We start from the raw sequence: 663 nt of genomic DNA, 5'->3' as shown, positions 1-663 counted from the left end.
CCCACAAACATTGAGTTTAGTAGGAGGATCTCGATTAAAAGAGGGAAGTTTTAATTTTGGATTTATCACAAAAAGTATTATTTTTATGATAAATGGAAAGATCACAGAAAGTCGAATTGGTAAAACGCATCAATCATACGTATGCTTTGCTGAAAAAAGACAAGCCTCAATCTCAGGTAATATTGCACTTGATGGAAAAATATGGTGTATCCCAGATACAGGCCTATCGCTATGTTCAGCAAGCCAGGGAGATCAATGGGAAAATGGCTATACCGGAAACTTCTGTAGTGTTTACGGTAAAAATACCACCCGGCCTGATCAGCCGGGTAAGAAAGTTTGCAAGTTCCAAAGGAATGACTATCAGCAAAGTAGTCAGGGCAGCATTGGAGGAATTTTTGTCAAAGAAAGATCATGGCCAAACAAGAGAGGCAAGCTAAAATATCCTTCTGTTATGACCGTATGTGGGAGCAAAAGCTCTCTCAGATTTACCATTTACTTGTGCCAGCCAATAGCGAAATTATTCCAACTGAACAATCTAGCAATGAACTAATTGAAAATTCATTATATGAAAACAGCAGCGATATATACAAGAGTGTCCTCCGATCAGCAGAAGGAGAATAAGACCATTGGCAGTCAGGTAGATGAACTGCTGAGTTTTGCTCA

Annotated in this window: 1 protein-coding gene; it reads left to right on the top strand. The window is 39.1% G+C overall.

Features of this window, described 5'->3' with window-relative positions; genetic code table 11:
* Positions 1-92: 92 nt before the first annotated feature.
* Complete coding sequence (locus tag AC04NP_RS30585) at positions 93-437, top strand: ribbon-helix-helix domain-containing protein (protein ID WP_482863931.1); 345 nt, start codon at positions 93-95, stop codon at positions 435-437.
* Positions 438-663: the final 226 nt, after the last annotated feature.

The sequence above is a fragment of the Agaribacillus sp. DX54 genome (genome assembly GCF_056858335.1).
Note: the sequence above shows the minus strand (reverse complement) of the source record. Positions and strands in the feature narration are given on the sequence as shown.

Bases quoted from the DNA above. Each gene is read 5' to 3' on its own strand.
- AC04NP_RS30585 (WP_482863931.1), top strand. From the start codon at position 93: ATGGAAAGATCACAGAAAGTCGAATTGGTAAAACGCATCAATCATACG.